At 64.3% G+C, this 24480-nt stretch carries 24 protein-coding genes; 13 read left to right on the top strand and 11 right to left on the bottom strand.

Going from position 1 to position 24480, the window contains the following annotated elements:
• Window positions 1–251: 251 nt before the first annotated feature.
• The 3 genes from BV82_RS12015 to BV82_RS12005 all read right to left on the bottom strand — a co-directional run bounded on the left by BV82_RS12015 (window position 252) and on the right by BV82_RS12005 (window position 3664).
• Entirely contained in the window at window positions 252–746 is a 495-nt protein-coding gene (locus BV82_RS12015) for a DUF934 domain-containing protein (RefSeq protein WP_010221857.1), read from the bottom strand.
• On the bottom strand, window positions 734–2416 hold the full coding sequence (locus BV82_RS12010) for a nitrite/sulfite reductase (RefSeq protein ID WP_036995982.1): 1683 nt from the start codon (window positions 2414–2416) through the stop codon (window positions 734–736). Before BV82_RS12010 ends, BV82_RS12015 begins: the two co-directional genes overlap by 13 nt.
• A 174-nt stretch (window positions 2417–2590) precedes the next feature.
• Window positions 2591–3664 carry a sigma-54 interaction domain-containing protein gene (locus BV82_RS12005; RefSeq protein WP_010221855.1) on the bottom strand — a complete coding sequence of 358 codons (1074 nt, stop codon included), beginning with the start codon at window positions 3662–3664 and terminating at the stop codon, window positions 2591–2593.
• A gap of 273 nt (window positions 3665–3937) precedes the next feature.
• Between BV82_RS12005 and BV82_RS12000 the strand changes: the two genes are divergently transcribed.
• The 3 genes from BV82_RS12000 to BV82_RS11990 are packed head-to-tail and all read left to right on the top strand — an operon-like array spanning window position 3938 to window position 7933.
• Complete coding sequence (locus BV82_RS12000) at window positions 3938–5161, top strand: lipase family protein (RefSeq protein WP_036995983.1); 1224 nt, start codon at window positions 3938–3940, stop codon at window positions 5159–5161.
• Window positions 5162–5172: 11 nt separating this feature from the next.
• Entirely contained in the window at window positions 5173–6369 is a 1197-nt protein-coding gene (locus tag BV82_RS11995) for an LLM class flavin-dependent oxidoreductase (protein ID WP_036995984.1), read from the top strand.
• A gap of 4 nt (window positions 6370–6373) precedes the next feature.
• Complete coding sequence (locus tag BV82_RS11990; RefSeq protein WP_010221852.1) at window positions 6374–7933, top strand: ABC transporter substrate-binding protein; 1560 nt, start codon at window positions 6374–6376, stop codon at window positions 7931–7933.
• Here BV82_RS11990 and hpaA read toward each other — a convergent pair.
• Window positions 7930–8832, bottom strand: a complete 903-nt coding sequence (gene hpaA / locus BV82_RS11985; protein ID WP_010221851.1) for a 4-hydroxyphenylacetate catabolism regulatory protein HpaA — start codon at window positions 8830–8832, stop codon at window positions 7930–7932. The two genes, BV82_RS11990 and hpaA, sit on opposite strands and share 4 nt — an antisense overlap.
• 143 nt (window positions 8833–8975) lie before the next feature.
• On the opposite strand from hpaA, the gene BV82_RS11980 reads away from it, so the two are divergent.
• From BV82_RS11980 to hpaI, 8 genes are all read left to right on the top strand, one after another.
• Window positions 8976–9647 (top strand): fumarylacetoacetate hydrolase family protein, encoded by a 672-nt coding sequence (locus BV82_RS11980; protein WP_010221850.1) that lies wholly within the window; start codon window positions 8976–8978, stop codon window positions 9645–9647.
• Window positions 9647–10420: a fumarylacetoacetate hydrolase family protein gene (locus BV82_RS11975; protein WP_036995985.1), complete on the top strand. Its 774-nt coding sequence runs from the start codon at window positions 9647–9649 to the stop codon at window positions 10418–10420. Before BV82_RS11980 ends, BV82_RS11975 begins: the two co-directional genes overlap by 1 nt.
• Before the next feature lie 5 nt (window positions 10421–10425).
• Window positions 10426–11886 carry a 5-carboxymethyl-2-hydroxymuconate semialdehyde dehydrogenase gene (hpaE, locus tag BV82_RS11970; RefSeq protein ID WP_036996135.1) on the top strand — a complete coding sequence of 487 codons (1461 nt, stop codon included), beginning with the start codon at window positions 10426–10428 and terminating at the stop codon, window positions 11884–11886.
• Window positions 11887–11992: 106 nt separating this feature from the next.
• Window positions 11993–12850 carry a 3,4-dihydroxyphenylacetate 2,3-dioxygenase gene (gene hpaD, locus BV82_RS11965; RefSeq protein ID WP_036995986.1) on the top strand — a complete coding sequence of 286 codons (858 nt, stop codon included), beginning with the start codon at window positions 11993–11995 and terminating at the stop codon, window positions 12848–12850.
• Between the two features lie 105 nt (window positions 12851–12955).
• On the top strand, window positions 12956–13348 hold the full coding sequence (locus BV82_RS11960; RefSeq protein ID WP_010221846.1) for a tautomerase family protein: 393 nt from the start codon (window positions 12956–12958) through the stop codon (window positions 13346–13348).
• Window positions 13349–13399: 51 nt separating this feature from the next.
• Window positions 13400–14704: an MFS transporter gene (locus BV82_RS11955; protein ID WP_010221845.1), complete on the top strand. Its 1305-nt coding sequence runs from the start codon at window positions 13400–13402 to the stop codon at window positions 14702–14704.
• A gap of 11 nt (window positions 14705–14715) precedes the next feature.
• The gene (gene hpaH, locus BV82_RS11950) at window positions 14716–15519 is read left to right on the top strand and encodes a 2-oxo-hept-4-ene-1,7-dioate hydratase (RefSeq protein ID WP_010221844.1); all 804 of its coding nucleotides are present in this window, start codon (window positions 14716–14718) and stop codon (window positions 15517–15519) included.
• A 10-nt stretch (window positions 15520–15529) separates the two neighbouring features.
• A complete protein-coding gene (gene hpaI / locus BV82_RS11945) occupies window positions 15530–16333 on the top strand; it encodes a 4-hydroxy-2-oxoheptanedioate aldolase (RefSeq protein ID WP_010221841.1) in 804 nt (267 codons plus the stop codon).
• Between the two features lie 86 nt (window positions 16334–16419).
• Here hpaI and hpaR read toward each other — a convergent pair whose 3' ends face one another.
• Window positions 16420–16842 (bottom strand): homoprotocatechuate degradation operon regulator HpaR, encoded by a 423-nt coding sequence (gene hpaR, locus BV82_RS11940; RefSeq protein ID WP_036996137.1) that lies wholly within the window; start codon window positions 16840–16842, stop codon window positions 16420–16422.
• Window positions 16843–17006: 164 nt separating this feature from the next.
• Between hpaR and BV82_RS11935 the strand changes: the two genes are divergently transcribed.
• Together BV82_RS11935 and BV82_RS11930 are read left to right on the top strand one after the other, a co-directional pair.
• Window positions 17007–18305, top strand: coding sequence for an NAD(P)/FAD-dependent oxidoreductase (locus BV82_RS11935; protein WP_010221838.1), 1299 nt, complete (start codon window positions 17007–17009; stop codon window positions 18303–18305).
• Window positions 18306–18339: 34 nt separating this feature from the next.
• On the top strand, window positions 18340–18705 hold the full coding sequence (locus BV82_RS11930) for a cupin domain-containing protein (RefSeq protein WP_010221837.1): 366 nt from the start codon (window positions 18340–18342) through the stop codon (window positions 18703–18705).
• A gap of 75 nt (window positions 18706–18780) precedes the next feature.
• On the opposite strand, the gene BV82_RS11925 is transcribed toward BV82_RS11930, so the two are convergent.
• From BV82_RS11925 to BV82_RS11900, 6 genes are all read right to left on the bottom strand, one after another.
• Window positions 18781–19365: a TetR/AcrR family transcriptional regulator gene (locus BV82_RS11925; RefSeq protein WP_010221836.1), complete on the bottom strand. Its 585-nt coding sequence runs from the start codon at window positions 19363–19365 to the stop codon at window positions 18781–18783.
• Window positions 19366–19392: 27 nt separating this feature from the next.
• A complete protein-coding gene (locus BV82_RS11920) occupies window positions 19393–20616 on the bottom strand; it encodes a multidrug effflux MFS transporter (protein ID WP_036995987.1) in 1224 nt (407 codons plus the stop codon).
• A 131-nt stretch (window positions 20617–20747) separates the two neighbouring features.
• Complete coding sequence (gene feaR, locus BV82_RS11915; RefSeq protein ID WP_010221834.1) at window positions 20748–21692, bottom strand: transcriptional regulator FeaR; 945 nt, start codon at window positions 21690–21692, stop codon at window positions 20748–20750.
• 117 nt (window positions 21693–21809) lie between these two features.
• A complete protein-coding gene (locus BV82_RS11910; RefSeq protein ID WP_036995988.1) occupies window positions 21810–22394 on the bottom strand; it encodes a DUF3156 family protein in 585 nt (194 codons plus the stop codon).
• Entirely contained in the window at window positions 22354–23856 is a 1503-nt protein-coding gene (locus tag BV82_RS11905; protein ID WP_010221832.1) for an APC family permease, read from the bottom strand. The genes BV82_RS11910 and BV82_RS11905 overlap by 41 nt, the downstream gene beginning before the upstream one ends.
• 105 nt (window positions 23857–23961) lie before the next feature.
• On the bottom strand, window positions 23962–24411 hold the full coding sequence (locus BV82_RS11900; protein ID WP_010221831.1) for a winged helix-turn-helix transcriptional regulator: 450 nt from the start codon (window positions 24409–24411) through the stop codon (window positions 23962–23964).
• Window positions 24412–24480: the final 69 nt, after the last annotated feature.

The raw sequence follows: 24480 nt of genomic DNA, 5'->3' as shown, positions 1-24480 counted from the left end.
CCCTTGGTATAGCAGGCGCTATCCTGCGCGCAAACCACAGCCAGGCACAGGTGCTTCAAGCACGCAACAGAACAGCCATACTATCGCTAACTGGCGAAGTGGCAATAACAGCTTATTACCTTTGGCTGTTATCCCGTCGCCCTGCGTTAGTTGCAATTTACATGTTTATTCAAGATGTTACCCCTGATCTTGGATCTACAAGCGGCCCCGTGCACGGGGCCTTGACCATCGGTCGGAATGCAGCTTGTTGCTCAACGCCGACGAAACAGCGGCCGTGGCTCGATCACCGAACGCCCATACAGCACGCTCATGCCAGCCAGGCCCAGCAAGGCATCCTGCGCGCATTTGTCTTCACGCACCGCGTAGCTGTCAAAACCGCACTGGCGCATATGGCTGAGCTGGTCGCGCAACACGTCGCCGACCGCACGCAGTTCGCCGTGCCAGCCCAGCCGGCTGCGCAGCAAGTAGGCCTGGCTGTAGCCACGGCCGTCGCGAAAGCTGGGGAAGTCCACCGCAATCAACGGCACCTGTGCCAGCCACGGGCGCAACGGTTCGACATCATCGTCCGGGCCCAGCCACAAGCCGTCACGCCCCAGGGGCCGCTGGGCGCGGCGGGCAATCCAGGTGGCCAGCGGCAGAATCAGCAGGCCGTCGGGCAGCACCTCGCCGGGTTCGCGCAACAGTTGCCAGGGATCGTGCTCGATCAACTGCGCCTCACCATTGCGCAGGCCAATCACATTACGCATATCAGCTCCTCCGGGCGCTTGGCATAGACCCGTTCCTTGAAGGGTTCCAGGCCGACCCGGCGCACGGTGTCGACAAAGGCTTCGTCCTGCTCGCGGTAGGCGCAATAGGTGGCGATGATCTGCTCGATCACCTGCGGGATCTCGGCGGCGCTGAACGACGGGCCGATGACCTTGCCCAAGGTACTGTGCTTGCCCTGGGCGCCGCCGAGGGTCACCTGGTACCACTCGCTGCCGTTCTTGTCGACGCCGAGGATGCCGATGTTACCGATGTGGTGGTGGCCGCAGGCGTTGATGCAGCCGGAGATGTTCAGGCTCAGCTCACCCAGGTCGTGCAGGTAGTCCAGGTCATCGAAGCGGCGCTGGATCGACTGGGCGATGGGGATCGACGTGGCGTTGGCCAGGGCGCAGAAATCGCCGCCCGGGCAGGCGATGATGTCCGTCAGCAGACCAATGTTGGCCGTGCCCAGGCCGCGTTCGCAGGCCAGGCGCCAGAGCGCGTGCAGGTCACGCTTGCGCACGTCCGGGAGAATCAGGTTCTGCTCGTGGGCAATGCGGATTTCGCCGAAGCCGAACTGCTCCGACCAATCGGCCACCGCGTCCATCTGCGCATCGGTCAGATCGCCCGGTGGCGAGGCATCGCCCGGTTTGGTCGAGAGCACCACGCTGGCATAACCCGGAACCTTGTGCGCCTTGACGCAGCAAGCCACCCAGCGGGCGAAGGCGTGGTCCTGGGCCAGGTGGGTGTCGTAGGCCAGGTCATCGTCAATGACACTGCCGTAGGCTGGAGGCTCGAAGGCCGCAGCCACGCGCTGGAACTCGTCCTCGGTGAGTTGCGCCGGGCCGTCCTTGATGTGTTGCCACTCCTCCTCCACCTCGCGGGAAAACGCCTCGATGCCCAGCGCCTTGACCAGGATCTTGATCCGCGCCTTGTACTTGTTGTCGCGCCGGCCATGGCGGTTGTACACGCGCAAAATGGCTTCGACATACGACAACAGGTGCTGCCACGGCAGGCCCTCGCGAATCTGCAAACCGAGGATCGGCGTGCGCCCCAGGCCGCCGCCGACCATGACCCGCAGGCACATCTGGCCGTGGCCGTCGCGGTACAGGTAGAGGCCGATGTCATGCATCATGATCGCCGCGCGGTCTTCAATCGCCGAACAGATGGCGATCTTGAACTTGCGTGGCAAAAACAGGAACTCCGGGTTGATCGTCGACCACTGCCGGAGGATCTCGGCCAGCGGCCGCGGGTCGAGCAACTCGTCGGCGGCAACGCCGGCAAAGGCTTCGGTGGTGATGTTGCGCACGCAGTTGCCGGAGGTCTGGATCGCATGCATCTCGACCTCGGCCAGGCGCTGGAGGATGTCCGGCACCTGGGCCAGTTCGATCCAGTTGAACTGGATGTTCTGGCGCGTGGTGAAGTGGCCATAGCCGCGGTCGTACTCGCGGGCGATCTGCGCCAGGGTGCGCATCTGCCGGGCGCCGAGGGTGCCGTAGGGAATGGCCACGCGCAGCATGTAGGCATGCTTTTGCAGGTACAGGCCGTTTTGCAGGCGCAGGGGCAGGAACTCTTCTTCACTCAGTTCGCCAGCCATGAACCGGCGCACCTGATCGCGAAACTGCGCCACGCGCTCGAACACCAGCGCACGGTCATACTCGTCATAGTGATACATGGTTCGGACCTCATCAGGGAGGCCGTTACTATGGCTTTTGGGTGTACTGGGTTACAGATTCAGGTTGGCGGGATTTATACGGATCAGATGGTAAAAGCATCGCGGGTCAAGCCCGCTCCCACAGGTACTGTTTGCACCGGACCCTGTGGGAACTGGCTTGCCAGCGATGAGGCGCTAATGCACAGCACCCTCCGTACGCTTCAACTCACCAATCTTCTCCAACCGCGCCCGCACGATGTTGCGGCTGATGTTCAGCAAGCGCCCGGTCTGCAACTGGTTGCCATGGCAGAAGCGGTACGCGGTGCGAAACACCGTTTCCTCGATATGCTCGTACAAGTCTGGAATGTTCTGCTCGAACAGCGCCGTCAGCGCCGCCTCAAGGTTCGGCGGCTCGCTGGCCAGGCGCAGCGGCTGGCTGTGTTCTTCCTGGCGGATGCCCACCGAGCGCATGTCCACCAGGTGCAGGTCGGCCGGCTGCACCACCTGTTGCCGGCACACCAGCAGCGCGTGGTGAATGGCGTTTTCCAGCTCGCGGATGTTGCCTGGCCAGCTGTGCGACAGCAGCTTGCGTTCGCTTTCCAGGCTCAGGCTGGCGCGGCTGTAGCCCAGGCGCTGGCAGTGCTCCTCAAGGAAGAACTCGGCCAGCGGCAGGATATCCCCCGGACGTTCGCGCAGCGGCGGCAGGCGGATGGTCGCCACGTGCAGACGGTAGAACAGGTCTTCGCGAAAATGCCCGGCCACCACCGCATCGGCGAGGTTGACGTTGGTCGCCGCCACCAGGCGCACGTTGATCGGGATCGGCGTGCGCGAGCCCAGGCGTACCACTTCGCGCTCCTGCAGCACCCGCAGCAGTTTCACCTGCATGTTCAGCGGCAGGTCGCCGATCTCATCGAGGAACAGCGTGCCGCCGTTGGCCGCTTCGAACCAGCCGGCCTTGCTGTTGGTGGCGCCGGTAAAGGCGCCCTTCTCGTGGCCAAACAGCTCGCTCTCGACCAGGGTTTCGGCAAAGGCGCCGCAGTTGACCGCCACGAACGGCTCGCGCCCGCGACGGCTGAGCTGATGGATATGGCGGGCCACCAGCTCCTTGCCGGTGCCGGTCTCGCCGATGATCAGGGTGTTGGCTTCACTCGGCGCCAGGCGTTCGATGCGACTGAGCAGTTCCTGGGAGCGCGGGTCCTTGAACACCAGGACGGTGGCGCGAACGGATTTGGTCAGTTCCCGGGCGTGGGGATGGGTTATCAGCGACATGGTGCATTCCTGGCAGTGAAAGCGCTGGGCCATAGTGCCCGAAACAAATTAGAACAAATAATTATTAATTAGTATTTATATATACCTATTAGAGATATGCGCTCTGCGTTGCTGCTCCAGCAACAGTCGGCCAGCAACGCGTGGTGGCTGGCCAGCATCGATGCCCTCAGGCAACCCCCATGCTGGCAACGCAGCCCTTGAAAACCAAGGCCTGCAGCGCCCTGGCACGCATTTCGCTCAAGCCTGGCACACGCACCGTGCAAGGACCTCTCGATGAAACTGCAGAACACATTCGCCTTCGGCCTGAGCCTGCTGGCCCTGTCGCTCAGCGCCATGGCCGCTGACACCTTCGCGCCCAAACCCGACCCGCTGCAAGGCGATGGCCGGGTCTCGGCGTTCTACAGCTGGAGCCAGGCCATCCCCGCCAGCCCCGGCAAACTGTTGCGCAGCGAGCCGCTGGAACAGACCCTGAGCCTGCCCGGCGCGGCGTCGCAACTGCGCATCCTCTATAGCTCCACCGACGGCATCGACGGCAAGACCCCGGTGGCAGTGTCTGGTGCACTGTTCATTCCTAAGGGCAAGGCACCGGCAGGCGGCTGGCCGCTGGTGACCTGGGGCCATGGCACGGTGGGTGTGGCGGATGTCTGCGCGCCGTCCTGGGCCGGGCGCTCGTACCGCGACGTGCAGTACCTGGCGCGCTGGCTCAACGAGGGCTACGCCATCGTCGCCACCGACTACCAGGGCCTGGGCGTGCCCGGCGGCCACCCGCTGCTGAACAACCGCATGGCCGCCTACGGCATCCTCGACGCCGCCCGCGCGGTGATTGCCGGGGTGCCGGGGCTGGCCAATAAGGTGCTGGTGGTCGGCCAATCCCAGGGCGGCGCCGGCGCCTTTGCCTCGGCCGCCTATGCGCCGACCTACGCCCCGGACCTGGGCCTGAAGGGCAGCGTCGGCACCGGGGTGATCTACACCGTGGGAACGAAGAACGTCGGCGAGCAGGACCCGGACAAGGTCGACGCCTCCCTGGCCTACGGCTTCTACACCTTGCTGGCGGCCCAGCAGTACGACCCACGCATCGACCCGCGCGACTTCTACACCGACAAGGCCCTGCCGCTGTTCGAACAGGCGCGCAGCACCTGCCTGTCATCACTGGTGGCCGATGTGCTCGGCACCGGCCTGACCCCGGCCAACACCCGCAAGATCAACAGCGGCGAACAGCTCAAGCCGTGGCTGGCGCAGGTGTCCTACCCGACCCTGAAACTCAAGCAGCCGATCTTCATCGGCACCGGCGCCGAAGACAAGACCCCGGCCGCCGCCACCCAGGTGGCCTTGATGCAGGACGCCTGCAAGACCGGCTCGATTGTCGAAGGCCACCTGTACAAGGGCCTGGGCCACAGCGAGACGGTCAACGCCTCGCTCAAGGACTCGCTGCCCTTCGCCCGCAAGGTGTTCAGCGACCAGCCCATCAGCGCAATCTGCAACCCCACCGTGCAATAAGGACAATCACCGTGAGCATTGAATTTTTTACCCGCCTGCCGTTGCACGGCGAAACCCAGTTCCTCCCTGGCGATCCGCGCAACCGCGGCGACTGGCATGCCGGCAGCGACAGCACCGGCGCGGTGTCGAACTTTGCCGTGGGCGATCACTTCACCTACATCGACTACCTCGGGCAGATCGCCCGCGCCGCCGAGATCAACGGCTTTGGCGGCGCGCTGATGGTCAACGCGCCGTCTGGCGAAGAGCCGTGGACGGTGTGCTCGCTGCTGGCCCGCGAGACCCGCACCTTAAGCTACGTCACCGCCTTCCAGCCCTACCACTACACGCCCTGGGTCGCCGTGCAGCAGGCCGCCACCTACCAGCGCGCCACCGGCAACCGCCTGGTATGGAACATCATCAATGGCGGCTCGGACGTGATCCAGCGCCAGGTCGGTGACTTCAGCGACCACGATGAACGCTACGAACGCGCCATCGAGTTCATGGACGTGGTCAAGGGCTACTGGCACTCGGAGAACTTCCACTACCAGGGGCGCTTCTACAAGGCCGAAGGCGGCGGCCTGCGCGGGCCGCAGAAAAAGGCCGAACTGCCGTTGATCTGCACTGCCGGCTCGTCGATCGCGGCGCGGGAGTTCGCCGCCCGTCACGCCGACTTCTACCTGATGCGCGCCGAGCATCCGGACGAGATCCGCGCACTGATCGCCGATATCCGTGAACGGGCGCTCAAGCATGGCCGCAGCAACATCCGCTTCGGCCTGTCGATCGATGTGATCACCCGCGAGACCGAAGCCCAGGCCCTGGCCGAGGCCAAGCGCTTCTTCGACGAAGGCGTGGCCAAGGGCGCGGTCAAGGCCGTGGCCGCCCATGCCGGGCTGCGCACTGCGCGCAAGCTCAGTTACGAAAATGAGTACTCGGCCAAGGATCAAAGCCGGCCGTTCGACGACTTTTTCATCTACCCCAACGTCTGGGCCGGCTTCGGTTACATCGGCATCCCGCCGGGCCTGGCGCTGGTCGGCAGCTACGAGAACGTGGTGGCGCGGATTCGCGAGTACAACCAGTTAGGCATCGACCTGTTCTTTCTCGCCGGCTACCCGCACCTGGAAGAAGCCTACCGCCTGGGCGAGCACATCCTCCCGCACTTTCGCGGCGAGCGAGCGCCATTACGGCGGATCGACACCCAGGCGCCGGCCCTGCGTGCAGCAGGAGGCTGAGGCCATGGACCCTTTTGATTACCAGCGCCGGCGCTTTCTCGGCTATAGCCTGGCGCTGGGCGGCGGGCTGCTGCTCAGTGGTTGCGGCCCCGAGCAGCCGGCCGCCAGCCCTGTTGCCAACGACCCGCCGCGCCACGGCGGGCGCCTGCGCCTGGGCGTGCTGTCCGGCGGCCAGGTCGGCAACCTCGATGCCCACAAACCGATCGGCAGCGGCATCGTCCGCGGCTTTGCCCTGTACAGCAAGCTGTGGGAATGGGACGAGCAGATGCAGCCGCGCCTGGCCCTGGCCGAAGAGGCCGAAGCCAGCGCCGACGCCAGCACCTGGACCGTGCGCCTGCGCCAGGGCCTGGAATTTCACAACGGCAAGACCATCGACGCCGACGACCTGATCTTCTCCATTCGCCGCCTGACCGACCCGCAACTGGCCTCGCCCTATGCTGCGCTGCTGCACTGGGTCGACCGCGACAACCTGGAAAAGCTCGACGCGCGCACCGTGCGCATCCGTTTCAAGGACGGGCGCAGCTACCTGCCGCTGGCAGAAACCTGGGTCAACTTCGGCGGCATCGTCCCGGTCGATTACCACCCGCTGACCAACCCGGTCGGCGCCGGCCCTTACAAGCTGAAAAGCTTCACCCCCGGCCAGCGCTCGGTGTTCAGCCGCTTCGAAAACTACTACAAGGACGGCAGACCCTACGCCGACGAACTGGAGATCATCGACTTCAAGGACCAGGTCTCGCGTCTGGCCGCCTTGCGCGCCGGGCAGATCGACATGGCCAACGGCCTGCCCAGCGAGCAGTTGCAGATCATCGAACGCGACCCGCGCCTGCAACTGGTGACTTCGGTCAGCGGCAACTGGCTGTCGTTCGAGATGAACACCAGCAAGCCGCCGTTCGACAACCCGAAAGTCCGCGAGGCGTTGCGCCTGCTCGCCGACCGCCCGGAGCTGGTGCGCCGCGCCTTGAATGGCCAGGGCCGGGTAGCCAACGACCTGTACGCACCGAACGACCCGACCTTCAACCACCGCCTCGGCCCACGCCCGCATGACCCGCAACGGGCGGCGCAACTGCTGCGCGAAGCCGGCTATGACAAACTCGAAGTCGAGCTGGTAACCACCAGCGGCCCGGCCCTGGCTTCGGCCCTGGTGTTCGCCGAACAGGCCAAGGCCATCGGCGTGACCCTCAAGGTGCGTCAGGTCGACCAGGCCACCTTCGACGGCCCGCAGCACGATCAGTGGCAACTGAGCACCGGCGGTACCATCGGCGCGCCGTTTCTGGCCAGCGCCATGCACATCGATGCGCCCTTTGCCGTGGCCAACAAGACCCACTTCAACGACCCGCAGTTCAGCCAACTGTTCCTCCAGGCCATGGCCCAGCCGGACCTGGCCAAGCGCAGCGCCCTGGTGCACCAGGCCCAGCAGATCCAGTACGAGCGCGGCGGCTTGCTGATCTGGGGCTATGTGAATCTGCTTGATGCCTTCTCCCGCCAGGTCGGCGGCGCCGCAGCCGAGCAGACGCTGTTCAGCACCTGGCGTTTCGACAATCTCTGGCTACGCGGCCAGGCCTAGCGCAACCCCGCCTGACGCTGGCGGTATTCCCCCGGCGTCAGTTGCGCGTAACGCAAAAAGAACCGGCTGAAATACGCCGGGTCCTTGAAGCCCAGGCGGTAGCAGATCTCGTTGGCCGAGCTGCCGGTGTACAGCAGCAGGCGCCGCGCCTCCTGCATCAGCCGTTCGAGGATCAGGCGCTTGGACGGCAAGTCGGCGATGCGCCGGCACACTTCGTTGAGCCGCGCCTCGGTGACGCCGATGCCCTGGGCATAGCGCGCCAGCGGCCAGTGTTCGAGGTAGTGGGCCTCGATCAGTTCGTTGAAACGATGGAACACCTGCAGGTCTTCATGCCGGGTTGGCCGGGCCGGCAGCGAGCGGGCGCACAGGCGCAGCAGGCTGGTCATGATCAGCCGCGTCAGGCTTTCCAGGGCCGCCGCGCGCCCGGCTGCGCTGGCGTTGATCTCGCTGTGCAGCTCATCGAAGAGCAGCGCCAGGCGCCGCGCCTCGGCGGCGTAGCTCGGCTCCAGGCCGCTCAAGGCCACGCAGGCCGGCGCCACCTGCGGCCCCGGCGCCAACCCAGGATCGGCTTCGAGCAACTGCCAGACCAGTTGCTGACGCACGGTCAGCACATGGCCGTCGGCATCGGGCTCGGTGACGAAGGAATGCGGGATGGTCGGCGGGGTGAGGAAGAACATCGGCCCCGATTCGACGTACTGCTGGTCGTCCAGGTACACCCGCACCGTGCCGCTCTCGACGTAATGCACCTGGAAAAACCGGTCATGGCGGTGCACCGGCATGTTGCGGCCGAAGAACCCGGCCAGGTTGCCGAGCTTGTCGTAGTGCACCTCGGCATCGCTGTAGCGCTGATCGTAGACCTGACCGATGTTGATGTTGGGGATTGGTTGGCGCTCGCTCATGGCCCTGCTCACTCTTATTGTTGTGCCGCCAGCTTACTCCTGCAGCAAGCCGCTTGCATTTCGTTAACATCTTAATTATAACGTTAATACATTAACAATTATTCGAGCAGGGACCCTGCCCCTGCCCCAGCCAGGAGAAGCCCATGAGCCGTGCCTTGCACGATGCTGCCAGCGGTACCCTGTTCGGCGTTGCGCTGAACTATCAGGGTTTGCTGAACCAGCGTCTCGCCGAATTCGAACAGCCGCCGTATCAAAAGCCGCCGGTCAAGCCGGTGCTGTTCATCAAGACCCCCAATACCCGTAATGGTCACGGCCAGCCGGTGGTCTACCCGCAGGGCATCGAGCAGCTGCAACCGGGCCCGGCCCTGGGTGTGGTGATCGGCAAGCGTGCCACCCGGGTCAGCGTCGACAACGCCTTGGCGCATGTTGCCGGCTACACCATCGTCAACGAATTCAGCCTGCCGGAAGACAGCTACTACCGCCCGGCGGTCAAGGCCAAGTGCCGCGACGGCTTCTGCGCCCTGGGCCCTGAGCTGGTACCCGCCGCGCAGGTTGCCGACCCGCAGCAACTGAGCATCAAGCTGTTCATTAATGGCCAACTGCGCCAGCAAAACAGCACCGCCAACATGGTCCGCAGCGTTGCCCAGCTGATTGCCGAGATCAGCGAGTTCATGACCCTGCACGAAGGTGATGTGCTGATCACCGGCACCCCCGAAGGCCGCGTCGATGTACTGCCCGGGGACCAGGTAGAAGTCGAGATCAGCGGCCTCGGGCGCCTGACCAACAGCATCGTTGCCGCGCAGGAGAAGCGCTGATGAAACACGCACGTATCCGCTACCAGGGTGAAGTCCACGCCGTCACCGTCGAGGCCGACAACGCCGTGCGCCTGGCTGATGGCCGGTTGTTGCCGGAGCAGCAGGTCGAGTGGCTGCCACCGGCCACCGGCAACATGTTCGCCCTGGGCCTGAACTACGCCGACCACGCCGCGGAACTGGCCTTCACGCCGCCCACCGAACCGCTGGCGTTCGTCAAGTCGGTGGGCACCTACACCGGCCACAACCAAGTCAGCTGGCGCCCGGACAACGTCGCCTACATGCACTACGAGTGCGAGCTGGTGGCGGTGATCGGCAAGCCTGCGCGCAACGTCAAGCGCGAGGATGCACTCAAGTACCTGGCCGGCTACACGGTGTGCAACGACTACGCCATCCGCGATTACCTGGAGAACTACTACCGGCCCAACCTGCGAGTGAAAAACCGCGACGCCACCACCCCGGTCGGGCCGTGGATCGTCGACGTCGCCGACGTGCCGGATGCCGGCAACCTGACCTTGCGCACCTGGATCAACGGTGAACTCAAGCAGCAAGGCAGTACCAAGGACATGATTTTCGACATCCCCTACCTGATCGAATACCTGTCCAGCTTCATGACCCTGCAGCCGGGCGACATGATCGCCACCGGCACCCCCGAGGGCCTGGCCGACGTGGTGCCGGGCGACGAAGTGGTGGTCGAAGTCGAAGGCGTCGGGCGCCTGGTCAACCGAATTGTCAGCGAAGCCGAGTTCTTCGCCCTCAACCGCCAAGAGGCATGAGCAACATGATCAAACACTGGATCAACGGCCGCGAGGTCGAAAGCAAAGACGTGTTCGTCAACTACAACCCGGCCACCGGCGAGGCCATTGGCGAAGTCGCCAGCGGCGGCGCCGACGAGGTTGCCCAGGCTGTTGCGGCGGCAAAGGAAGCCTTCCCGAAATGGGCCAACACCCCGGCCAAGGAGCGCGCCCGGCTGATGCGCAAGCTCGGCGAACTGATCGAGCAGAACGTGCCGCACCTGGCCGAGCTGGAAACCCTCGACACCGGCTTGCCGATCCACCAGACCAAAAACGTGCTGATCCCCCGTGCTTCGCACAACTTCGACTTCTTCGCCGAAGTCTGCACGCGCATGGACGGCCACACCTACCCGGTCGACGACCAGATGCTCAACTACACCCTGTACCAGCCGGTGGGCGTGTGCGGGCTGGTATCGCCGTGGAACGTGCCGTTCATGACCGCGACCTGGAAGACTGCGCCGTGCCTGGCCCTGGGCAACACCGCCGTGCTGAAGATGAGCGAACTGTCGCCGCTGACCGCCAACGAACTGGGGCGCCTGGCCGTCGAAGCCGGTATCCCCAAGGGTGTGCTCAACGTCATCCAGGGCTACGGCGCCACCGCCGGCGACGCCCTGGTGCGTCACCCGGACGTACGTGCGATCTCCTTTACCGGCGGCACCGCCACCGGCAAGAAGATCATGCAGACCGCAGGCCTGAAGAAGTACTCCATGGAGCTGGGCGGCAAGTCGCCGGTGCTGATCTTCGAGGACGCCGACCTGGAGCGCGCCCTGGATGCGGCGCTGTTCACCATCTTCTCGCTCAATGGCGAGCGCTGTACCGCCGGCAGCCGCATTTTCATCCAGGAGAGTGTCTACCCGCAGTTCGTCGCCGAGTTCGCCGCACGGGCCAAACGGCTGATCGTTGGTGACCCGCAAGACCCGAAAACCCAGGTAGGCTCGATGATTACTCAAGCCCACTATGACAAGGTCACCGGTTACATCAGGATCGGCATCGAGGAAGGCGCGACCCTGCTCGCTGGCGGCCTGGAGCGCCCGGCCAACCTGCCGGCGCACCTGGCCCGCGGGCAGTTCATCCAGCCGACGGTGTTCGCCGACGTCAACAACCAGATGCGCATCGCCCAGGAAGAAATCTTCGGCCCGGTGGTGTGTTTGATCCCCTTCAAGGATGAAGCCCAGGCGCTGCAACTGGCCAACGACACCGAGTATGGCCTGGCCTCGTACATCTGGACGCAGGACATCGGCAAGGCGCATCGTCTGGCCCGCGGTATCGAGGCCGGCATGGTGTTCATCAACAGCCAGAACGTGCGCGACCTGCGCCAGCCGTTCGGCGGGGTCAAGGGCTCGGGCACCGGCCGTGAGGGCGGGCAATACAGCTTCGAGGTGTTTGCCGAGATCAAGAACGTGTGTATCTCGATGGGCAGTCATCATATTCCGCGCTGGGGCGTCTAAAAGCAGATCCCTGTAGGAGCGGGCTTGCCCCGCGATCTTGCTTCGGTCCTACACCACATCGCGGGGCAAGCCCGCTCCAACAACAACAATTTCCAGGAGTTCCATCATGGGCGAAGTCGTCCTGGCAGCCAAAGTCTGCCACGTACCCTCGATGTACCTGTCCGAACTGCCCGGCAAGCATCATGGCTGCCGCGAGGCGGCGATCGCCGGGCACAAGGAAATCGGCCGCCGCGCCCGCGAGCTGGGCGCCGATACCGCCGTGGTGTTCGACGTCCACTGGCTGGTCAACAGCGGCTACCACATCAACTGCGGCGAGCACTTCAAGGGCACCTACACCAGCAACGAACTGCCGCACTTCATCAAGAACATGGACTTCGAGTACCCCGGCTGCCCGGAGCTGGGCGAGCTGATCGGCCTTGAAGCCAACGCCGCCGGCGTGCGCACCCTGGCTCACAACATCCCAAGCCTTGAGCTTGAGTACGGCACCCTGGTACCGATGCGCTACATGCACATGGATGTACCGCAAGCGCAAAAGCTCAAGGTCGTGTCGATTGCCGCCTGGTGCGCCTGGCACCGCCTGGAAGACAGCTTCGCCTTTGGCGCCGCCGTGCGCCGGGCCATTGAAAAGAGCGACCGCAAGGTCCTGGTACTGGCCTCGGGTTCGCTCTCGCACCGCTTCTCGGACGACCGCGAGGCCGAAGCCAACATCCACAACTGGACCCGCGAATTCGACAAGCAGATGGACCTGCGCGTGGTCGAGCTGTGGAAGCAGGGCCGCTTCAAGGAGTTCTGCGCGATGCTCCCGGACTACGCCAATCACTGCTACGGCGAAGGCGGCATGCACGACACGGCGATGCTCCTGGGCCTGCTCGGCGGCGCCGACTACAACAAGCCGGTCGAGGTGCTGACCGAGCCGTTCGGCAGCTCCGGCACCGGCCAGATCAACGCTGTCTTCCCGCTGTAGCGCGAAGGCAGCAGCCACAAGCTTCAAGCCACAAGCTGCAAGTGAAGAGCACGCGCTCTTGCCGCTTGTAGCTTGCCGCTTGCCGCCGTTCAAACGGAGATCTTCATGCCGCATTTCATCATTGAGTACACCGACAACATCGAGCAACAGGCCGACCTGCCCGGCCTGTTCGAGAAGGTCCACGCCAGCCTGGGCGCCAGTGGCGTGTTCCCCCTGGGCGGCATCCGCAGCCGCGGCGTGCGCCTGGACAGCTGGCGCATGGCCGATGGCAAGCATGACTACGCCTTCGTCCACATGACCCTGAAAGTCGGCCATGGCCGCGACCTGGACACCCGCACCCAGGTCGCCCAGACGCTGTTCGAGGTGATCACCGCGCATTTTGCCGAGCTGCAAAGCCAGCGCCTGCTGGCCCTGTCGTTCGAGATGATCGAGCTGCACCCGCAACTGAACTTCAAGCAGAACAATGTTCACGCCTTTCTGCGCAACCAGGCGGGCTGAGCCACAGCCACCCGCCCTCCCCAACGGCCCTCTGACAAAAAGTACAAGATCATGAGCACAGCCAATACTGCCGAACACGCTGCCCTTGCCCAACATGACTCGACCCACAGCAAGATCACCTGGCGGCTGATGCCGCTGCTACTGATCTGTTACCTGTTCGCTCACCTTGACCGCATCAACATTGGTTTTGCCAAGATGCAGATGAGCAGCGACCTGCACTTCAGCGACACGGTCTACGGCTTTGGTGCCGGGTTGTTCTTCATCGCCTACGCGCTGTTCGGCGTCCCCAGCAACATGGCCCTGGACCGCGTCGGCCCACGGCGCTGGATCGCTACCCTGATGGTGGTCTGGGGCACGTTGTCGACCAGCATGCTCTGGGTCGAATCGGCCTCGGGCTTCTACGTCCTGCGCTTTTTGCTGGGCGTCGCCGAAGCCGGCTTCTTCCCCGGCATCCTGGTTTACCTCAACCGCTGGTACCCGGCCCGCCGCCGTGGGCAGATCACCGCGCTGTTCGCCATTGCCGTGCCCATGGCCGGCGTGGTCGGCGGGCCGCTGTCGGGCGGCATCCTCGAGCTGTTCCACGACGCCGCCGGCTTGCGTGGCTGGCAGTGGATGTTCCTGATCGAAGGCGCACCGGTGGTGTTGCTCGGCCTGGTGGTGCTCAAGTGCCTGCCCGACAGCTTCGAAAGCGTCAGCTGGCTGAACGGCAACCAGAAACAGCAACTGCGCGAGCAACTGAGCCAGGAAGAACAGCGCAAATCCATCACCTCGTTCGCCGGCATCCTGCGCGACAGCCAGGTCTGGCTGCTGGTGGCGGTGTACTTTGCGGTGATGCTGGCGGTCAACACCCTGGCGTTCTGGATGCCGACCCTGATCCACGGCGCCGGCATCGGCAGCGATGGCCGGGTCGGGTTGCTCAGCGCCGTGCCGTACCTGGCCGGGTGCTTCTTCATGATCGCCTGCGGCCGCTCCTCGGACCGTCAGCGTGAACGCCGCTGGCACCTGTGCGTACCGCTGCTGATGTCGGCCATCGGCATTGCCGTGGCGGGCCTGGCGCCAGGCAATGCCGTCATGGTCCTGGGCGGGCTGATCATCGCCGGCATGGGCGCCAGCGCCGCCTTGCCGATGTTCTGGCAACTGCCACCGGCGTTCCTTTCGAACACCACCCAGGCTGCCGGTATCGCCCTGATCAGCTCGTTCGGCAGCATCGCCTCGTTCCTTGCCCCCTACCTGATCGGCTGGATGCGCGACACCACCCAGAGCGCCAGCCTGGCCCTGTACGTATTGGCGCTGTTCATCACCCTCGGCGGCTTGCTGGTGCTGCGCACCAAGGCTGCCATCGTCAACCCTCAGTAAGAGATTCAGCCATGCTTGACCACAGCCAGATCCTACAAGCCGCCGCCCAGCTCGACCGCGCCGAACGCAGCCGCGAACAGGTGCGGCAGTTCTCCCTGGAGCACCCGGGCATCAGCATCGAAGACGCCTATGCCATCCAGCGTGCCTGGGTCGCGCAAAAGATCCAGGACGGGCGCAAGCTGGTCGGCCACAAGATCGGCCTGACCTCGCGGGCCATGCAGGTGTCGTCGAACATCAGCGAGCCGGACTACGGCGCGCTGCTCGATGACATGTTCTTCGACGAAGGCAGCGACATCCCCTTCCAGCGCTTTATCGTGCCGCGGGTCGAGGTCGAGCTGGCCTTTGTCCTCGGCAAGCCGCTCAAGGGGCCGAACGTGACCCTGTTCGATGTGCTCGACGCCACCGAATGGGTGATCCCGGCGCTGGAGATCATCGATGCGCGCATCCAGCAGATCGACCCGCAGACCCAGGCCACGCGCAAGGTCTTCGACACCATCTCCGACAACGCCGCCAACGCCGGCGTGGTCATGGGCGGACGCGCGGTTCGCCCGGGCGATATCGACCTGCGCAAGGTGCCGGCGGTGCTCTACCGCAATGGCGTGATCGAAGAGTCCGGGGTCTCGGCGGCGGTGCTCAATCACCCGGCCAAGGGTGTCGCCTGGCTGGCCAACAAACTGGCGCCGTACGACGTCACCCTCGAAGCCGGGCAGATCATCCTCGCTGGCTCCTTCACCCGCCCGGTGGCGGCCAACCCGGGCGATACCTTCCATGTCGACTACGACATGCTCGGTTCGATTGCCTGCCGTTTCGTTTGAGGACTTGCCCATGGACATGCCCATCAACCGTTTTAAACAACGCCTGCAACGCGGCGAGGCGCAAATCGGCCTGTGGCTCGGCCTCGCCGAGCCGTACTGCGCAGAACTTGCCGCCAACGCAGGCTTCGACTGGCTGCTGATCGACGGCGAGCACGCCCCCAACGACTTGCGCGGCATGCTCGGCCAGTTGCAGGCCATCGCCCCCTACCCGGCCCAGGCGATTATCCGCCCGGTGATCGGCGACACCGCGCTGATCAAGCAGGTGCTGGATATCGGCGCGCAAACCCTGTTGGTGCCGATGGTCGAAAGCGCCGAACAGGCACGCCAACTGGTACGCGCCATGCACTACCCGCCCAACGGCGTGCGCGGCGTCGGCAGTGCCCTGGCGCGGGCATCGCGCTGGAACAGCATCCCCGGTTATCTCGACCAGGCCGATGAGCAGATGTGCTTGCTGGTGCAGATCGAGAGCCTTGAAGGGCTGCAGAACCTGGATGCGATTGCCGCCGTCGAGGGGGTTGACGGGGTGTTCATCGGCCCGGCGGACCTGAGTGCGTCCATGGGGTATCGCGGCAATCCCGGGCACCCTGAGGTGCAGGCGGCGATTGAACAGGCGATCGGGCAGATTCAAAAGGCCGGCAAGGCAGCAGGGATTCTCAGTGCCGATGAGGCCTTGGCACGGCGCTACCTGGAGCTGGGCGCCGGGTTTGTCGCGGTGGGGGTGGATACCACGGTGCTGATGCGCGGCTTGCAGGGGTTGGCGGGCAGGTTCAAGGGGGGGGTGGCGCCGGCTTCATCCGGCCCTTCTGTGTATTGACTGTACTGGCCTCATCGCTGGCAAGCCAGCTCCCACAGGTTAGGTTTACAGAAGACCTTGTGGGAGCTGGCTTGCCAGCGATGCGGTCACCGCCCCACCTGCTTCAACTCCTCCAGCAAGCCCAGCAACGCCTGCAGCTTCTGCTCCCCGAACTGCTCCTGAATACGCCGATAGTTGCTCTCCATGCACTGGCTCATCGAGGCAAAAATCTCCTCGCCCTTGGCCGCCAGGTTGACCAGCACCCGGCGCTGATCCTGCTCGGCCTTGCGCCGGCTGACCAGCCCGGCCGCCTCCATGCGCACCAGCACCCCGGTCATGCTCGGCTTGAGGATGCAGGCCAGTTCCGCCAGGCGGTAGATCTCCATTTCGCCCTGCTGGTGCAGGATACGGATCACCCGCCACTGCTGCTCGGTGAGCCCGTGCTGGTTGAGCGAGGGTCGAAAGAAACGCATGGCCGCTTCGCGGGCTTGCAACAAGGTCAGGGTCAGGGACGGGCGCGGTTGGGGCATGGCTTGGCTAATCATCAGGCTATTTTGTTAACACTTTAACAAAATCAACGCCTTGCCACAGCCCTGGCACCGCCAGTCAAGCCCGGCGGCAGGCAGGATCAAGACGCCAGCGCGGCGCAGGGCCTTAATAGAGCCCATCAGTACTTCACTTTTCAGGCAGCGCCATGATCAACATCGAAACGCCGACCTACTACACCGCCACCAAAAAATACAACCTCAGCTTCCCGACCCTGGAAGAAGACGTGGACGCCGACGTGGTCATCATCGGCGGCGGTTTTTCCGGGATCAACACGGCCCTGGAGCTGGCGGAAAAAGGCATCACCAACATCGTCGTGCTCGAAGCCCGGTACCTGGGCTTTGGCGGCACCGGGCGCAATGGCGGGCAGATCATGGCCGGCATCGGCCACGACCTGGAGAAGATCAAGCAGCACGTCGGCGACGATGGCTTGCGGCAGATCTTCGAGATCAGCGACCTGGGCGCCGACATCATCAAGCAGCGCATTGCCAAGTACGCCATCGATGCCGACTTCTGCCATGGCTACGGCTACATGGGCTTCAATGCCCGCCAGGAAAAGACCCTGCGCGCCTGGGAAAAGGACTTCAAGTCGGTCAACTCCCAGCACGAGATCCGCTTTCTCGGTGGCAGCGAGGTCAAGCAGATCATCGGCTCCGACGCCTACAGCAGTGCCCTGCTGCACATGGGCGGTGGCCATGTGCACTCGCTGAACCTGTTGCTCGGTGAAGCCAAGGCCCTCAGCGAACACGGCGTGCGCATCTTCGAGAACAGCCCGGCGCTGCAGGTGCAGTACGGCGAGCGCATTCGCGTACGCACCGGGCGCGGTTCGGTGACCGCCAGCAAGCTGCTGTGGGCCTGCGACAGTTTCCTCAACAAACTGGAGCCGGAGCTGCACCGCTCGACCATCAACACCTACGCCTTCCAGATGATGACCGAGCCGCTGCCGGACGAACTGATCCAGCGCATCAGCCCGATTCGCGGCGCCTACAGCGACATCCGCCCGGTGATCGACTACTACCGCGTGACCAACGAAAACCGCCTGTTGTTCGGTGCCGCCACACCGCTGGTCGAGCACATCCCGCGCGACCTCAAGGCCTGGAACCGCAACCTGATGCTGAAGATCTTCCCCTACCTCAAGGACGTGAAGATCGACCTGGCCTGGGGCGGGCCGATGGCGTGCAGCCCCAACCTGTTCCCGCAGATCGGCACCCTGCCCGGTCGGCGCAACGCGTTTTACGTGCAAGGTTATTCCGGTTTTGGCGTCACCCCAAGCCACATCATCTGCAAGGTACTGGCCGAAGGCATGAGCGAAGGCTCTGCGCGCTATGACCTGATCAGTTCGGTGCCACGCCCGACCATCCCGGCCAAGGACTCACTGCGCGCGGTGCTGCTGACCGCCGGCAAGTCCTGGCACCAGTTGTCCGGCTACTGGAATGGCCGGCGCTGAAACCCATTGTTTTCAACCCTCAAGGAACACTGCCATGACCCTGACTGCCGTTAAACAGAACCTCCAGCTCAGCGAACTCGACGCCTGGGGCACCGTTGCCGACCTGGGCTCTGAGATACTCGAAGGCGAAGTGCGCGCCTTCGGCAAAATGACCTTCGGCGCCCCCACCGACCCGGTCAGCAGCGCCTATTTTGGCACCACCACGGGCAAATTCCGCATGGTCTACCCGTTCAATGAACAGGCCGTGGTGGTCACCGGCCAAGTGCGCTTGACCGACGAAGCGAGCGGCGTCAGCCGCACCTACAACCAGGGTGACAGCTGGTTCGTGACCAAGGGCACGCCGGTGTTGTGGGAGATTCTCAGCGAGAGCTTTGTGAAGCATTACTTTGCAGTAGCCTGACAAAAAGCATCGCTGGCAAGCCAGCTCCCACAAGGACTGCATGCACCGAACCTGGGAGCTGCCAGCGATGAGGCCCTAAAGCCTGGCCAACGATTCCCCAAACAAGCGCCACAATGCCGCCAAGCGCCGCTCGAACGCCCCCGCCCCCGCATAGATCAATTCGACATTCAAACTGTCGACAATCCCCAGGTAGGCATCGCCATACAAGCGTTGCTGCTGCTCATCCAGCGCTGGCGCATAGCGGCGCAACGCCTGGGTGAACAACTCGCCCAAACGCGCCAGGTACGCCTCGAACCCGGCGCAGATCACCGGCCGCAATTCACTCGGTGGAAAGAACGCCGTGCGCAGCATGAAGCGCAAGTGCGCCGACGCCTGGTAACGTTGGTTCAAACGCTCGGCAAAGCGCTGCCCCGGCAATTCCCCGGCCGTCACCTTCTCGGCAAAGCAGGCCTCCAGGTACTCATGCTCCGCGTGCAGGGCCCGTGCATAGACCACCTGGAACAGGTCATCCTTGCCAGCGAAATGCGCATACAACGACGGCTTGCGCATGCCTGCAGCGGCGGCGATATCGTTCAGCGACGAGGCGTCATAACCCAGTTCGGCAAACTGCTCGACGGCAATCGCGCAGATTTTTTCCGCCGACGGCGTCAGGCTTCTCATAGCGGTGTCTCCCACAACAAATACGGATCAATGCCCAGCCAGGCTGTGCAGGTGCGGCTCGGCATGGCGGGTGCTGATGTGCACCAGTAGCGCGACGCACACCGCCGAGACGCCAAGCAACAGCGCCCAGTGCGCCGCACCCAAAGGCGCCATGATGCCCGACAATGGCGTGGCGAACGACGAAATGATCAACTGGAAGGCGCCGAGCAAGGCGGCGGTCGAGCCCAGGGCCTTGCTCTGCGACGCCATCACCAGCGACATCAGGGTCGCCTCGGCCATGCCCAGGCCGAACATGGCCACGGCCATGCCGGCAACGATACCCACCAGCCCCGCCGCACTCAGTGCGCCAGCCAGCACCAGCACGGCACCGACCAACATGCACGCTGCGCCCCAGCGGGCCAGACGCACCAGGCCCTTGCGCGCCACCAGGCGGCCGGCGCTGATGGCACCGAGCAAAATGGCCACGCCGGTGGCCCCGAACAGTGTGCCGAAGGCTTCCACCGACAGCCCGAAATGCTCCTGGTAAACCAAGGCCGCACCGCCGATGTAGGCAAACAGAAAGAAGAACACCGCCGACAAGGCCAGGGCCGGGCGCAGGAACTGGCGGTCGCAGGCGATACGCCCATAGGTACGCAGGAACTCCCGGGGCTGCCAGGCCATGCGCTGGTCCTCGGGCAAGGTCTCCTTGAGCATCACGGCCGAGTTGATCAGTACCAGCACCGCCAATGCCGCCAGCACCAGCATGATCGCCCGCCAGCCAAAGTGCGCACCGACAAAGCCGCCCAGCGCCGGGGCGATCACCGGTGCCAGGCCCTCGATGGTCATCAGCAAGGCGAAGATCTGCGCCGCCCTTGCGCCTTCGGCGACATCGCGAACCATGCTCATGATCACCACCAGGGTCAGGGCACTGCCCAGGCCCTGGATGAAGCGCGCCAGCAGCAGGCTGTTGAGGTCTGGCGCGGCGGCAGCGGCCAGGGAGCTGCAGACGAACACCAGCAAACCGGCGAGCAATGGCCGGCGCCGGCCAAGGGTATCGACCAGCGGGCCGAACAACAACTGCCCGGCACCCATGGCCAGGAGGAACACGGTCAGGGTCAGCTGCACCCCGGCATAGGAGGTGGCGAACTCGCTGGCAATGCTCGGCATGCTTGCCAGGTACATGTCGACCGCCGAGGGCCCGAGGGCGCCGATCAGGGCCAGGGAAATGGCGAAGCCGACCTGGGCGGTCGGCGTGGGGGCTGTACTGTGCATAGGCTCGATTCCAGATAAAAACGGCAACTGGCTGGTGTTTACCATTAAACCTACCTATCGGTAGGTAGCCAGCTCGAGCGAGCCTATACAGACCGCATCCTGCGGTCAAGTCAGCACAGTTGAAACGACGATCAGGCCAGGCTGCTGGCGCGGTAGTCCTTGGGCGACTGCTCGAACTGCTTCTTGAACGAACGGCTGAAGTGCGCCGAGTCGGTGAAGCCCCATTTGTAGGCGATGGTGGTGATCGACTCGCGCTTGAGCACCGGGTTGGCCAGGTCGGCGGCGCTACGCTTGAGGCGCGCGCGCTGGATGTAACGGCAGACGCTGTCGCCCTGCTCTTCGAACAGGCGGTAAAGGTGGCGCACGGAAATGTTCAGGCGGTTGGCGAGGTTGACCGGGGTCAGGTTGGCCTGACCCAGGGAGTCATCGATGATTTTTTGCACATAGCTGCGCAAGTTGGCGCCCTGCAACGAGGCCGGCAGGGCCGCCGGATCGTCGCTGCCCTCAAGTGCCGAACCGAGCAACGACAGGAAGGCACTGTGCAGCGCCTGGCCCTCGCCCTGCTCGTCTTCGCCGGCGCTTTGCTCCTTGCACAGCTGGTCCATCAACAGGTGCAGCATGCGCCCGCAGGCACGGGTCTGGGAGATCTTGCCGAAGGTGCGGCTGTCGCTGCCCAGTTGCTTGCACACCTCGGCCCGCGACAGTGACAGCGAGGCGTGTTCGATCAGGCCGAAGGGCATGATTTCGCAAGCGCCGGCAGCGTCCATCAGAAGCATTTCGCCCGGTGCCAGCTGGATGCTGAGGCCGTTCTGGGTGATCTGCGAAAAGCCGGTGCGCTGGCTGACCAGAAAGCAGTGCTGGTCGTTGTCGCGGTCGCTGTTCAGGCCCTTGCGGCGGATCAGCCCGGCATTGGTGCGCAGGTTGGCCAGGGCCAGGCCGCCGCGCGACCAGGTGGAAATCTCGCCGATGAACAGCGAAGGGTTGAACGCCAGTTCCGTCTCGTACACCCCGCAGATGTTCTGCATCGTTGCGTTCCAGCGTTCCAGCGCAGGGCTGCTGGCGTGATGGATACTCATGGGTACCTCCACAGTGGCATCTTGTTTTTGTTGGGCAATAGTTAACATGTTATCTATGTGCGCGCAACTTGCGTCAAGCAGCCAGGGTGAAAGCAGGTTTGATGCCAGGTGGCCGGGTCAGAGCCCGGCCACTAGCGCCGGCAAGCCTTGCAGCGCGGCCAGCAGGTGCTGGCGTTGCTCGGGGCTCAGGCGAATGTAGCGACGAAAGGCCGGCAGGCGGTTGACCACCTCGCTGGCACCGATGTGTTCGAGGCTCAGGGTCCACTGGCCGTCGCACCGTTGCAGCAACAGGCGCTTGAAGTCCAGCGGCATCAACGCTTGCAGCAATGCGCTATCTGCCTGCAGGCGGCGTTGCAGTTCAGCCTGCAATGCCAGCTCGCCCTTGCGCAGGCGAACCTGCAGCCCGGTGCGCCGCAGTGACCCGCGGTGGTGCAGCACCAGGCGGGCATTGCCCTGGCCGGTGGCAGGCAGGGTCAGGCTGAACTCGGTCAGCACCAGGTGCATGAGCAATTGCGCTTCACAGCGCTCGCGCACCTGCACCACCTGCCCGGCCCAGTCGAAGCGGCCCAGGCCGGGGGCGACGACCTCAAAGCGCTCCAGGCCCAGGTTGCGCCGCACCCGCTCAAGGGTCAGCCCCGGCCGATAGCCGGCCGGCGCCCGTTCAGACAGCCTTTGCCACAGATGACGCAGGGTAATGGCCATGTGCAGTCCCCGGTTGATGAGCGAATTCCCGCGCCAGCACCTCTTCCACCGAGGCCGGCTTGAACGGATTGACCTTCTGTACCACCAGCGTCCAGAACAGCGCGTACACCGCCGTACCGGCCAGCATCAGGCCGAAGGGCACGTAGATGTCGGCCGGGTCCATGCCTGGCGGGGTGATGAACCACATGCCCAGGACAATCCCCACGCTCGACAGGATCTGCGGCAGCGGGAACAGCGGTGAGCGGTAGGCCCGTGGCAGGTCCGGGCGGCGGATGCGCAGGATCACCACCGACAGGGTCACCAGCAAATACGCGGTACTCCAGGCACACACCGCCGCCAGCACCAGGTGCATGATGCGGTCGGTGTTGCCACCCAGCCACAGGGCATGCAGGCATGGAATCAAGGCGGCGACGAGGATGCACAGCAGCGGCGTTTTAAAGCGCGGGTGCAGGTAGGTGAAGACCTTGGGCAAGGCGCCATCGACGGCCATGCCGTAGAGAATCCGCGGTACCCCGGCCATCAGCGTGTTGATGGTCGCAGCACCGGCGAACAGAAAGCCGATACCCAGCCACAGCGGGCCGATATCGCCCATCACCTGTTCGGCAAACCGCGGGATGGCCATGGGCGTATCCAGCAGGTGCACGCCGCTGGCGGCATCGAGCAACAGGTTCTCGACCTGGCGCTTCATCGCCGCGCCGTAGATGAACATGCACGCCGCCACCCCGAGCAGGCCCAGGGCCATGGCTCGCGGCATGCTCCGCGCCGACTGGCGCAGGTCCGGGGCCAGCGGCGTGACGAACTCGCAGCCGACGAACATGAACATCGCCATGCCCACCAGCGAGAGGATGGTCACCAGGTCGGTGCCCACCAGCGACACCCCAAACCAGCCCTCCAGCTCCACGGCTGGCGCGGCCACCAGGCCGAGCACGCCAAAGACCATCAAGGTGGTCCACATGCCGAAGGTGAGGATGATCTCGGCCTTGCCGAACGCGCTGACGCCGAAGGCATTGAGGATGGCGAAGATGATCACGAACCCCACCCCCAACAGCCACGAACCACCGGCCGATTCAGCCAGGGTGTTGAGGTGCTCGAAGTTCACCAGGGCCATGACCCCGGCCAGCATGGTCTCGGCGGTGCCGGCAAAGACGTGGACGATCAGGTAGGCCGACAGCGTGCCGGTGATGGCGAAGAAGCGGCCCATGCCGCAGTTGATGTAGTCGTAGACCGCACCGGTGGTCGGCAGGATCGACGCCGCCTCGGCAAAGGTGGTCGCCTGCGCCAGCATCATCACCACGGCAATCAGCATGGCCACGGCGAAGGCACTGCCGCCAATGCCGAAGCCCATGGTCGCAGTGAGGATCACCGGGCTTGCCATGATCAGGCCGATGGTACTGGCAAGGGCGGTGGGAAAGCCGACCGTGCCGCGATTCAGGTGCGCACTGAGCGTGTCGTTGAGCGACATGGCAAAAGACCTCGAGCAGAAGGATGACAGTGGTCATACTCTGCGCGTTGAGGCAATGGCCGTCTTGCCCGTGGCTGCCGTGACGGTTGTAGCTGGCTGCCAGGTTCAGCCCCTGGCCGGCAGCCGTACACAGTCGTGCGGGCCGAGCAGGCGGCCGTCGGCCGCACGCAGTTCCAGGGCCTTGACCGGTTGGCCGTGTTGCCGGTCGACCAGTTGCGAATGGGCTTCACCCGCAGCGAAGTAGAACGCCTCGCCCCACTGGCGCAAGCCGACGATCAAGGGGAACAGGCCCAGGCCCTTTTCGGTGAGCACGTATTCCTGATAGGCACTGCCCTCGGACACCGGCACCAGTTCGAAGATCTGGTGCTCGACCAACTGGCGCAGACGGGTGCTGAGGATGTTCTTGGCCAGGCCGAGGTTGCGCTGGAACTCACTGAAGCGCTTCAAGCCATCGAAGGCATCACGCACGATCAGCAGCGACCACCAGTCACCAATGGCGTCGAGGGAACGGGCCACCGGGCATTCGGCGTCTTGCAGGCGGGTGCGTTGGACCATGGGAAATCTCGCCAATGAAAGTGGTTGCAATATAAAACCAGTTTATCTAGCGTACAACTGGTTTCATTA

The organism is Pseudomonas donghuensis (genome assembly GCF_000696345.2).
GTDB lineage: Bacteria > Pseudomonadota > Gammaproteobacteria > Pseudomonadales > Pseudomonadaceae > Aquipseudomonas > Aquipseudomonas donghuensis.
This window is presented reverse-complemented; position numbering and strand designations above follow the sequence as displayed.

Bases quoted from the DNA above. Each gene is read 5' to 3' on its own strand.
- BV82_RS12015 (WP_010221857.1), bottom strand. From the start codon at position 746: ATGCGTAATGTGATTGGCCTGCGCAATGGTGAGGCGCAGTTGATCGAG.
- BV82_RS12010 (WP_036995982.1), bottom strand. From the start codon at position 2,416: ATGTATCACTATGACGAGTATGACCGTGCGCTGGTGTTCGAGCGCGTG.
- BV82_RS12005 (WP_010221855.1), bottom strand. From the start codon at position 3,664: ATGTCGCTGATAACCCATCCCCACGCCCGGGAACTGACCAAATCCGTT.
- BV82_RS12000 (WP_036995983.1), top strand. From the start codon at position 3,938: ATGAAACTGCAGAACACATTCGCCTTCGGCCTGAGCCTGCTGGCCCTG.
- BV82_RS11990 (WP_010221852.1), top strand. From the start codon at position 6,374: ATGGACCCTTTTGATTACCAGCGCCGGCGCTTTCTCGGCTATAGCCTG.
- hpaA (WP_010221851.1), bottom strand. From the start codon at position 8,832: ATGAGCGAGCGCCAACCAATCCCCAACATCAACATCGGTCAGGTCTAC.
- BV82_RS11980 (WP_010221850.1), top strand. From the start codon at position 8,976: ATGAGCCGTGCCTTGCACGATGCTGCCAGCGGTACCCTGTTCGGCGTT.
- BV82_RS11975 (WP_036995985.1), top strand. From the start codon at position 9,647: ATGAAACACGCACGTATCCGCTACCAGGGTGAAGTCCACGCCGTCACC.
- hpaE (WP_036996135.1), top strand. From the start codon at position 10,426: ATGATCAAACACTGGATCAACGGCCGCGAGGTCGAAAGCAAAGACGTG.
- hpaD (WP_036995986.1), top strand. From the start codon at position 11,993: ATGGGCGAAGTCGTCCTGGCAGCCAAAGTCTGCCACGTACCCTCGATG.
- BV82_RS11960 (WP_010221846.1), top strand. From the start codon at position 12,956: ATGCCGCATTTCATCATTGAGTACACCGACAACATCGAGCAACAGGCC.
- BV82_RS11955 (WP_010221845.1), top strand. From the start codon at position 13,400: ATGAGCACAGCCAATACTGCCGAACACGCTGCCCTTGCCCAACATGAC.
- hpaH (WP_010221844.1), top strand. From the start codon at position 14,716: ATGCTTGACCACAGCCAGATCCTACAAGCCGCCGCCCAGCTCGACCGC.
- hpaI (WP_010221841.1), top strand. From the start codon at position 15,530: ATGGACATGCCCATCAACCGTTTTAAACAACGCCTGCAACGCGGCGAG.
- hpaR (WP_036996137.1), bottom strand. From the start codon at position 16,842: ATGCCCCAACCGCGCCCGTCCCTGACCCTGACCTTGTTGCAAGCCCGC.
- BV82_RS11935 (WP_010221838.1), top strand. From the start codon at position 17,007: ATGATCAACATCGAAACGCCGACCTACTACACCGCCACCAAAAAATAC.
- BV82_RS11930 (WP_010221837.1), top strand. From the start codon at position 18,340: ATGACCCTGACTGCCGTTAAACAGAACCTCCAGCTCAGCGAACTCGAC.
- BV82_RS11925 (WP_010221836.1), bottom strand. From the start codon at position 19,365: ATGAGAAGCCTGACGCCGTCGGCGGAAAAAATCTGCGCGATTGCCGTC.
- BV82_RS11920 (WP_036995987.1), bottom strand. From the start codon at position 20,616: ATGCACAGTACAGCCCCCACGCCGACCGCCCAGGTCGGCTTCGCCATT.
- feaR (WP_010221834.1), bottom strand. From the start codon at position 21,692: ATGAGTATCCATCACGCCAGCAGCCCTGCGCTGGAACGCTGGAACGCA.
- BV82_RS11910 (WP_036995988.1), bottom strand. From the start codon at position 22,394: ATGGCCATTACCCTGCGTCATCTGTGGCAAAGGCTGTCTGAACGGGCG.
- BV82_RS11905 (WP_010221832.1), bottom strand. From the start codon at position 23,856: ATGTCGCTCAACGACACGCTCAGTGCGCACCTGAATCGCGGCACGGTC.
- BV82_RS11900 (WP_010221831.1), bottom strand. From the start codon at position 24,411: ATGGTCCAACGCACCCGCCTGCAAGACGCCGAATGCCCGGTGGCCCGT.